The organism is Microbacterium sp. BF1, from assembly GCF_019279095.1.
GTDB classification, from domain to species: domain Bacteria; phylum Actinomycetota; class Actinomycetes; order Actinomycetales; family Microbacteriaceae; genus Microbacterium; species Microbacterium maritypicum.
The window spans coordinates 1-773 of sequence record NZ_JAGYWT010000758.1 but is presented as its reverse complement, the minus strand read 5'-3'; the positions used below and the strand labels follow the sequence as shown (position 1 = coordinate 773).

Below are 773 nucleotides of genomic sequence, written 5' to 3'. Positions count from 1 at the left end.
GCGCGGGCTCGCGGCGAGCTTCTGGGCCGTCGGCTCGCTCTGACGCGTGGCGCGACGGATCTCGCGCTGCAGCATGTCGTCGATGGGCAGCGCGAACCGCTCGCCCGACTCGGTCGCGAGTACGAGGACTCCTGCTTCTGTGCCGACGATGGTGACGTTTTCCATGCGAATGCCCCTCTGATGGGTGTCCGTTCATGGTGTCACGTGCGGGGCGTCAGGCCCGGGAATACCCTGGGCGTGCCGTGAGTTTCCTCCGTCGCACGGACGAGCATTTGCGTTATGTCGTTTGGTCGTGCAAACTATGGCCGCCGAATACCCGACGGCGCACCACCCACTCGCACCATGAAAGTGGAGATCTACCGCATGGCAACCGATTACGACGCCCCCCGAAAGAGCGAAGACGACTCCGAGTCGATCGAAGCCCTGAAGGAGCGTGTGCCGGACAAGCTCTCCGGCTCAAGCGGGGACGAAGACTCCGACAACCCGTCGAGCTTCGACCTTCCGGGTGCCGACCTCTCCGACCTCGAGCTCGACGTCGTCGTGCTGCCCGCGCAGCAGGACGAGTTCACGTGCATGAGCTGCTTCCTCGTGAAGCACCGCTCACAGCTCGACCACGAGGGCGCATCCGGGCCCATCTGCAAGGAGTGCGCTGCGTAAGCAGTCCTCCGAGCGACGTATCACGCGCCCCCGACCACTCCGGTCAGGGGCGCGCTGTCGTCTGCGGGAAGCGTCTCAGTCGCGCGAGGCGCGGATCGCCGCGGCCAGGCGGTCGG

At 66.1% G+C, this 773-nt stretch carries 1 protein-coding gene; it reads left to right on the top strand.

The annotated features are described in order from the left end of the window. Positions 1-363 precede the first annotated feature (363 nt). The gene (locus KZA10_RS16595; protein WP_029259298.1) at positions 364-657 is read left to right on the top strand and encodes a DUF4193 domain-containing protein; all 294 of its coding nucleotides are present in this window, start codon (positions 364-366) and stop codon (positions 655-657) included. Positions 658-773: the final 116 nt, after the last annotated feature.